Below are 215 nucleotides of genomic sequence, written 5' to 3'. Positions count from 1 at the left end.
TACTCCAGTCGGACCTGTTATCCCCTGACCTGTCGCTCCGGTTGCCCCTGTATTTCCACTCGGCCCTTGTAGCCCTTGCATTCCTTGTGCCCCTTGTATTCCTTGTGGACCAGTTGCCCCAGGTAATCCTTGCACTCCTTGGATTCCTTGTGGTCCCTCTGGCCCGGTAGCTCCAATAGGCCCTTGTAATCCCTGTATACCTTGTATACCTTGTG

At 54.4% G+C, this 215-nt stretch carries 1 pseudogene; it reads right to left on the bottom strand.

The annotated features are described in order from the left end of the window. A pseudogene (locus MR083_RS27585) lies at positions 1 to 215 on the bottom strand (collagen-like protein); the annotation flags it as partial.

This window comes from Bacillus cereus group sp. BfR-BA-01408 (genome assembly GCF_022663305.1).
GTDB classification, from domain to species: Bacteria; Bacillota; Bacilli; order Bacillales; family Bacillaceae_G; genus Bacillus_A; species Bacillus_A pacificus.
Note: the sequence above shows the minus strand (reverse complement) of the source record. Positions and strands in the feature narration are given on the sequence as shown.